Source organism: Pantoea sp. CFCC18179 (assembly GCF_059412405.1).
On record NZ_JBNBPM010000028.1, the window covers coordinates 1 to 7,867 of the forward strand.

General features: G+C 54.9%; 6 protein-coding genes. 4 read left to right on the top strand and 2 right to left on the bottom strand.

All coding sequences use genetic code 11. The features are described 5' to 3' along the window. Window positions 1-185: 185 nt before the first annotated feature. Both fadA and fadB read right to left on the bottom strand, forming a co-directional pair. Window positions 186-1,349: an acetyl-CoA C-acyltransferase FadA gene (fadA, locus tag ACPUC7_RS24115; RefSeq protein ID WP_494924825.1), complete on the bottom strand. Its 1,164-nt coding sequence runs from the start codon at window positions 1,347-1,349 to the stop codon at window positions 186-188. A 10-nt stretch (window positions 1,350-1,359) separates the two neighbouring features. Then, window positions 1,360-3,543, bottom strand: coding sequence for a fatty acid oxidation complex subunit alpha FadB (fadB, locus tag ACPUC7_RS24120; protein WP_494924826.1), 2,184 nt, complete (start codon window positions 3,541-3,543; stop codon window positions 1,360-1,362). A gap of 186 nt (window positions 3,544-3,729) precedes the next feature. Between fadB and pepQ the strand changes: the two genes are divergently transcribed. From pepQ to hemG, 4 genes are read left to right on the top strand one after another with little or no spacing between them, the layout of a single operon-like run. Continuing rightward, entirely contained in the window at window positions 3,730-5,061 is a 1,332-nt protein-coding gene (gene pepQ / locus ACPUC7_RS24125; RefSeq protein ID WP_494924827.1) for a Xaa-Pro dipeptidase, read from the top strand. Continuing rightward, window positions 5,061-5,678, top strand: a complete 618-nt coding sequence (locus ACPUC7_RS24130) for an IMPACT family protein (RefSeq protein WP_343554732.1) — start codon at window positions 5,061-5,063, stop codon at window positions 5,676-5,678. The genes pepQ and ACPUC7_RS24130 overlap by 1 nt, the downstream gene beginning before the upstream one ends. A 27-nt stretch (window positions 5,679-5,705) precedes the next feature. Then, on the top strand, window positions 5,706-7,157 hold the full coding sequence (gene trkH / locus ACPUC7_RS24135) for a Trk system potassium transporter TrkH (protein WP_343554731.1): 1,452 nt from the start codon (window positions 5,706-5,708) through the stop codon (window positions 7,155-7,157). A 16-nt stretch (window positions 7,158-7,173) separates the two neighbouring features. Next, the gene (gene hemG, locus ACPUC7_RS24140) at window positions 7,174-7,707 is read left to right on the top strand and encodes a menaquinone-dependent protoporphyrinogen IX dehydrogenase (RefSeq protein WP_343554730.1); all 534 of its coding nucleotides are present in this window, start codon (window positions 7,174-7,176) and stop codon (window positions 7,705-7,707) included. Window positions 7,708-7,867: the final 160 nt, after the last annotated feature.

Here is a 7,867-nt window from a genome sequence, read left to right on the forward strand (position 1 = left end):
CAACAGGCTGATACTGGCATATTATGACCGGACAGAAAGACGTATTATCCGAATCGACTGAGCACAAATGTGTCACCTATGTGCCCGGTCTGATCTGTTACCTATGTGCCCGGTCGTACCTAAATGGCGACCCTACGCAAAAAAGCCCGCCCGAAAGGGCGGGAACACATGCAACAAGTAACGTATTAAACCCGTTCGAATACCGTCGCAATGCCCTGGCCTAAGCCAATGCACATGGTCGCCAGACCAAAGTGCGCATCGCGACGCTCCATCTGATTCAGCAGCGTGGTACTGATACGCGCACCGGAACATCCCAATGGATGACCAAGCGCAATCGCGCCGCCGTTTAAATTCACTTTCTCATCCAACTGCTCCAGCAAGCCCATATCTTTGATGCACGGCAGCGCCTGCGCCGCGAAGGCTTCATTGAATTCGAACAAATCGATGTCCTGCACATTTAATCCGGCGCGTTTGAGCGCCAGTTTGCTGGCAGGCACGGGGCCGTAACCCATGATTGACGGATCGCAGCCCACAACCGCCATGCTGCGAATACGCGCGCGCGGCGTTAAACCTAACTCACGCGCTCGGCTTTCGCTCATGATCAACATCGCGGCGGCGCCATCGGAAAGCGCGGATGAACTGCCAGCGGTCACGGTACCATTGACCGGATCAAACGCCGGACGTAGCGCTGCCAATCCTTCGAGGCTGGTCTCTTCGCGGATCACTTCATCAAAATCGTAGCGTTTCAACACGCCATCCGCGTCATGGCCGTAAGTGGAGACAATTTCACGCTTGAAGTCACCACGTTGGGTGGCGGCCCATGCGCGCTGATGGGAACGCAGCGCAAACGCATCTTGTTGTTCACGCGTGATGTGATGCATGCGCGCCAACATTTCGGCGGTCAAACCCATCATGCCAGCGGCTTTCGCCACGGTGCGACCTAAGCCGGGATGGAAATCCACGCCGTGACTCATCGGCACATGGCCCATGTGTTCCACGCCGCCAATCAGGCAACTGTGCGCATCGCCGACCATAATCGAGCGTGCTGCATCATGCAGTGCCTGCATCGACGAACCGCATAGCCGATTGACGGTGCTGGCCGGCACGCGATGCGGAATCTCGGCCAATAGCGCGGCGTTGCGGGCAATGTTGAAGCCTTGTTCCAGCGTCTGCTGCACGCAGCCCCAAATAATGTCATCAAGCGATGCTGGATCGACTGCTGGATTACGGCTCAACAGTTCACGCATCAAATGGGCGGACAGATCTTCCGCGCGTACCTGACGAAACGCGCCGCCTTTGGATCGCCCCATTGGCGTGCGTACGGCATCAACAATCACTACTTTTTCCATCTTCATCACCTCAGGCACTTTGCAGCGCCGCTTCGTCAATCGGTTGCACCGCGGGATACCAGCTTTGATGCTGATGGGCTTTTTGCAGCAACAGCTCCGGCAGCGCATACAGCGGGCCGAGAGCGGTATAGCGTTTGGCCTGATCGACCACATTGCTATTGCCCAGCGTATCCATGTAACGGAAAGCACCGCCGCGGAAAGGCGGGAAGCCAAGTCCGTACACCAGCGCCATGTCAGCTTCAGCCGGTGAAGCGATAATCTTCTCTTCGAGGCAGCGCACCACTTCGTTAAGCATCGGCAGCATCATGCGATTGGCGATGTCATCATCGCTGAACACCCGCTTCGGCTGACAGATCGGCTCCAGCAGCGCATCGACGGCGGCATCGGCTTTCTTCTGCGCTTTGCCTTTTTTGTCCTGCTCCCAACGATAGAAGCCTTGTCCGTTTTTCTGTCCGTAACGTTTGGCTTCAAACAGTACGTCAATGGCATCGCGATAATCTTTCTGCATGCGTGATGGGAAACCTTGCGCCATCACTTGCTGCGCGTGATGTGCAGTATCAATGCCAACCACATCCAGCAACCACGCCGGCCCCATCGGCCAGCCGAACTGTTTTTCCATCACTTTGTCGACCTGACGGAAATCTGCGCCATCGCGCAGCAGCAGACTGAACGCGGCGAAATAGGGGAACAGCACGCGGTTGACGAAGAAGCCCGGACAGTCATTCACCACAATCGGCGTTTTGCCCATCTTGCTGGCCCACGCCACCACTTTGCTGATGGTGGCTTCCGAGGTTTGCTCACCGCGAATCACTTCGACCAGCGGCATACGCGGCACCGGGTTAAAGAAGTGCATGCCGCAGAAGTTTTCTGGTCGCTGCAAGGCTTTGGCCAGTTGGCTGATCGGAATGGTTGAGGTGTTTGAGGCCAGAATCGCATCGGCACGCAGATGCTGCTCGGTTTCTGCCAGCACTTTGGCTTTGATTTGTGGATTCTCCACTACCGCTTCGACGACCACATCGGTACGTTCGAATCCGGCGTAATCCAGAGTAGGTTGAATCGTAGTGAGCACGCTGGCCAGTTTCGCACCATCAATCTTGCCGCGTTCCAACTGTTTATTCAGCAGCTTGCTGGCTTCGGTCATGCCAAGGGTTAACGCCTGCGGATTGATATCTTTCATCATCACCGGCACGCCTTTCCATGCCGATTGATAGGCAATACCGCCGCCCATAATCCCTGCGCCCAGAACAGCGGCTTGTTGCGGTGCACCGGCGGCGCTGCTGTGCTTCTTCGCCAAACCTTTGACGTATTGATCGTTGAGGAAGATACCCACCAACGCACGTGCAACATCGCTTTGCGCCAGTGGCACAAACGCGGCAGTTTCCAGCTTCAGTGCATCATCGCGTCCCAGACTGGCGGCGGCTTCAATGGTTTTCACCGCAGTCACTGGCGCGGGATAATGTTTGCCGGCGGTTTGCTGCACCATGCTTTTGGCGATGGTGAAACTCATGGCGGCTTCAATTGGGCTGAGTTTCAGCGGTGCCAACTTCGGTGCGCGTCGTGCTTGCCAGTTGCCCTGTACGATAGCGTCTTGCAATACAGCCAGCGCTGCGTCACGTAATTTGTCGCTGCTGACGACTGCATCGACCAACCCCAGTTTCAATGCGCTATTGCCATCAAGATCTTTACCCGCCGCGATGATTTCCATCGCGCTGTCAGCGCCGAGTAAACGAGGCAAACGCACGCTGCCGCCAAAGCCAGGCATGATGCCGAGTTTGGTTTCTGGCAGGCCGATGCGCGCGGTTGGCGTGGCGATGCGGAAGTCTGTTGCCAGCACGCATTCGCAGCCGCCGCCCAGCGCATAACCATCAATGGCGGCCACGGTCGGCACTGGCAGATCTTCCAAGCGATTAAAGATGCTGTTGGCAAACGCCAGCCATTGGCTCAGCTTCTCTTCTGGCGCTTCAAACAGCGACAGGAATTCTGTGATGTCGGCGCCAACAATAAAGGCTGGCTTGGCCGATGAAAGCAGCAGGCCGCGTAGCGCAGATTGCTGTTCCAGCACGCTCAGCGCTTCGCCCAGTGAAGCGACAGTTTTGGTATCGAGTTTGTTCACCGAACCGGGCGCATCGAAAATCAGCTCGGCGATGCCATCGTCAAGCCATTGAAGTGAAAGAGTATCGCCTTGGTAGAGCATGTCCGTCTCCTGAAACCGCGAAAGATGATCTGGTCATACCAGATGAGTTGGAGTGTGGGCGGGATGTTAATTATTTGCAAACGAGAGTTTGATAATTTGATACGGCGATCACAGCGCGTGCAGCACGGCATCACACCGGCGGCTGTGCTACACTGCCGCCACTTTCGCGACATCGGAGACAAGTCCATGGATTCACTGAAAACCCTGTATCACGCGCACATTAATACGCTGCAGCAGCGAGCGCAGCAGGTGCTGGCACGCTTTAAGCTTGATGCCATGCTGATTCATTCCGGCGAGCTGCTGACCGTTTTCCTCGACGATCACGACTATCCGTTTAAGGTGAATCCGCAGTTCAAGGCGTGGGTACCGGTGACGCAGGTGCCTAACTGCTGGTTATGGATTGATGGCGTGAATAAACCGAAATTGTGGTTCTATTCGCCGGTAGATTACTGGCACAACGTTGAGCCGCTGCCTAATAGCTTCTGGACCAACGATGTTGACGTCATCGGTTTGAAAAATGCTGATGACATCGCGCAACTGCTGCCGGCGCAACGTGAAAACGTGGCGTATATCGGGCCGGTACCTGAACGTGCTGCGCAACTCGGTATCAACAGCGAGCAGGTCAACCCAAAAGGCGTGATCGACTTCCTGCACTATCATCGCAGCATCAAAACAGACTACGAGCTGGCGTGTATGCGTGAAGCGCAGAAGCTGGCGGTTGCAGGTCATCGTGCCGCTAAAGAAGCCTTCTTCTCTGGCATGAGCGAGTTTGATATCAATATCGCCTATCTGACTGCTACCGGTCATCGCGATACCGACGTGCCTTACGGCAACATTATCGCCTTGAATGAGCATGCGGCGGTGTTGCACTACACCAAACTGGATCATCAAGCGCCCGCTAAGCGCCACAGTTTTCTGATTGATGCCGGTGCGGAATATCTTGGCTACGCGGCGGATCTGACGCGCAGCTATGCGGCGCAGAGCAAATCGCGTTACGCCGAGATGGTCGCCGCGATGAATAAAGAAGAGTTGGCGCTGATCGCCACGTTGAAAGCGGGTGTGCGCTATACCGATTACCATCTGCAAATGCACCAGCGCATTGCGAGTATGCTGCTGAAATTCGAGCTGGTGAAAGGTTTGACCGAAGAGACGCTGGTGGCAGAAGACTTAACCGGTCCGTTTATGCCGCATGGCCTTGGTCATCCGCTTGGCTTGCAGGTACATGATGTCGCTGGCTTTATGCAGGACGACAACGGCACGCATCTGGCTGCGCCATCGCAATATCCTTATCTGCGTTGTACGCGTGTGTTGGAGCCGGGCATGGTGCTGACTATCGAACCGGGCTTCTATATTATCGATTCGCTGTTGGCGAAACTGCGCGGCGGCAAGTTCAGTCAGCACTTTGACTGGCAGGCGATTGATGCGCTGAAACCGTACGGCGGTATTCGCATCGAGGATAACGTGGTGATCCACGCCAACCGCATCGAAAACATGACGCGCGATCTGCACCTTGCCTGATGGACGCCTATGACATTCCCGCTGAGGCCGTCAGTCTCAGCGAGGAAACCATCAAGAAAAGTCGTTTTATCACCTTGCTGGCGCATACCGCAGGCGTGGAAGCTGCGCGCGCGTTTGTGCAGCAGGTGAAACAAGAACATCCCACTGCGCGGCATCATTGCTGGGCGTGGGTGGCTGGCGCGCCAGATGATTCGCAGCAATTAGGGTTCTCTGATGATGGCGAACCTTCGGGCACCGCCGGTAAACCGATGCTGGCTCAGCTTATGGGCAGCGGCGTCGGTGAGATTACCGCCGTAGTGGTGCGCTATTATGGCGGCGTAATGCTCGGCACCGGCGGATTGGTGAAAGCCTATGGCGGCGGCGTACAGCAAGGACTGAAGCAGTTGGCGCGTCAACGTAAAGTGCCGATGCAATCTTTTACCCTGCAATGTGATTACGCCCAGCTCAGTGACATCGAACGACTATTGCAACGTTTTGACGGCATTATAGAAGAGAGCCATTATCAAGATCGCATTGCGCTACGTTTAGCGTTGCCGCATGCGCAGATTGCTGGCTTTCGCCAAAACCTCTCTGATTACAGCCGGGGCGCGCTGACGCTCATCCCGCTGACAAACTAAAAGCATCTGTTTAAAGGAAACGGCTGAATGCATTTTCGCGCCATTACCCGCATCGTGGGCCTGCTGGTGATTCTGTTCTCGGTGACCATGATTTTACCGGGCCTCGTTGCCTTGATTTACCGTGACGGTGCCGGGCGCGCGTTTAGCCAGACCTTTATGATGGCGATTGTGATTGGTTCGCTGCTGTGGTGGCCCAATCGCAAAGAAAAAACAGAACTTAAGCCGCGTGAAGGCTTCCTTATTGTGGTGCTGTTCTGGACCGTGCTGGGTAGCGTCGGTGCGATGCCGTTTATCTTCGCGGAACAACCTCATCTATCGATCACTGATGCGTTCTTTGAGTCGTTCTCGGGCCTAACGACAACCGGTGCCACCACGCTGGTGGGGCTTGATACGTTGCCGAAAGCGATTCTGTTCTATCGGCAGATGCTGCAATGGCTCGGCGGTATGGGAATCATCGTATTGGCGGTGGCGATTCTGCCAATTCTGGGCGTTGGCGGTATGCAGCTCTATCGCGCTGAAATGCCGGGGCCGTTGAAAGATAACAAGATGCGCCCGCGTATTGCCGAAACGGCTAAAACGTTGTGGCTGATCTATGTGCTGCTGACCGTTGCCTGTGCCGTGGCGTTGTGGCTAGCGGGCATGCCGATGTTTGACGCGATTGGACATAGTTTCTCCACCATCGCGATTGGCGGGTTCTCAACGCATGATGCCAGTATCGGCTACTTCAATAGTCCAACCATCAACACCATCGTTGCGGTGTTCCTGCTGATTTCTGGCTGTAATTACGGCCTGCATTTCTCGCTATTAAGCGGCCGCAGCCTGAAAGTCTATTGGCGCGATCCCGAATTCCGTATGTTTATTGGCGTACAGTTGACGCTCGTCCTGATTTGTACCGTGGTGCTGTGGTTCCATAATGTCTACGCCAGTGGCTGGCAAACATTGAATCAGGCGTTTTTCCAGGTGGTTTCGATGGCGACGACTGCGGGCTTTACTACCGACAGCATCGCGCGGTGGCCGCTGTTCCTGCCGGTTCTGCTGCTGTGCTCAGCGTTTATTGGCGGCATGGCGGGTTCAACCGGCGGTGGATTGAAGGTGATCCGCATTCTGTTGCTGTTCAAGCAAGGTTCGCGTGAGTTGAAGCGCTTAGTGCATCCCAACGCGGTCTACACCATTAAGTTGGGTAACCGCGCGCTGCCGGAACGTATTCTTGAAGCGGTGTGGGGCTTCTTCTCAGCTTATGCGCTGGTGTTCCTGCTGAGCATGCTGGCGATTATCGCCACTGGCGTGGATGATTTCTCTGCGTTTGCTGCTGTGGCGGCGACTCTCAATAATCTTGGCCCCGGCTTGGGCGTGGTGGCCGACAACTTCACTTCAATGAATGATGTCGCGAAGTGGATTTTGATTTTGACCATGCTGTTTGGACGTCTTGAAGTGTTCACGCTGCTGGTGCTGTTCACGCCGACTTTCTGGCGTGAATGATAAATAGGATTAAGTCATGAAAGCGTTGATTCTTTATTCCAGCCGCGATGGGCAAACTCGTGAAATAGCCGCGCGCATTGCGCAGACGTTAGTGCCACATCAGTTGTGCGATGTCATTGATTTGCTGGAGGCGCAACAGGTTGACTGGCCGCAGTACGATCGCGTGTTGATCGGCGCATCGATCCGCTATGGTCATTTCCATCCGGCATTGCTGAAGTTTGTTACTCAGCATAAGTCGCAGCTGCTGCAGCGTGTCAGCGGCTTCTATAGTGTTAACCTCACGGCACGTAAAGCAGATAAGTGCACGCCAGAGACCAATGCCTACACGCGCAAGTTCCTTGAGCAGTCGCCGTGGCAACCAGATTGTTGTGCGGTGTTTGCCGGCGCATTGCGTTATCCACGTTATCGCTGGTTCGATCGCGTCATGATTCAATTCATTATGCGAATGACGGGTGGCGAAACGGATTCATCAAAAGAAGTGGAATACACCGATTGGAATAAAGTGGCGCTTTTTGCCCAGGATTTTGCACAGTTACCAGGCAAATTGTAGTGAAATACAGCGTTGTGGCGAAATTTAGGTCGAACGATCATTTTTTTGCAATAAACCCTTGTCAGCCGCGAATAACTCCCTATAATGCGCCACCACTGAGACGGCAAAGCGGCAACGCAGACGGCTCAGCAGGGAGTGAAGAAATTCATCCCGCCGGATG

Bases quoted from the DNA above. Each gene is read 5' to 3' on its own strand.
- fadA (WP_494924825.1), bottom strand. From the start codon at position 1,349: ATGGAAAAAGTAGTGATTGTTGATGCCGTACGCACGCCAATGGGGCGA.
- trkH (WP_343554731.1), top strand. From the start codon at position 5,706: ATGCATTTTCGCGCCATTACCCGCATCGTGGGCCTGCTGGTGATTCTG.
- pepQ (WP_494924827.1), top strand. From the start codon at position 3,730: ATGGATTCACTGAAAACCCTGTATCACGCGCACATTAATACGCTGCAG.
- ACPUC7_RS24130 (WP_343554732.1), top strand. From the start codon at position 5,061: ATGGACGCCTATGACATTCCCGCTGAGGCCGTCAGTCTCAGCGAGGAA.
- hemG (WP_343554730.1), top strand. From the start codon at position 7,174: ATGAAAGCGTTGATTCTTTATTCCAGCCGCGATGGGCAAACTCGTGAA.
- fadB (WP_494924826.1), bottom strand. From the start codon at position 3,543: ATGCTCTACCAAGGCGATACTCTTTCACTTCAATGGCTTGACGATGGC.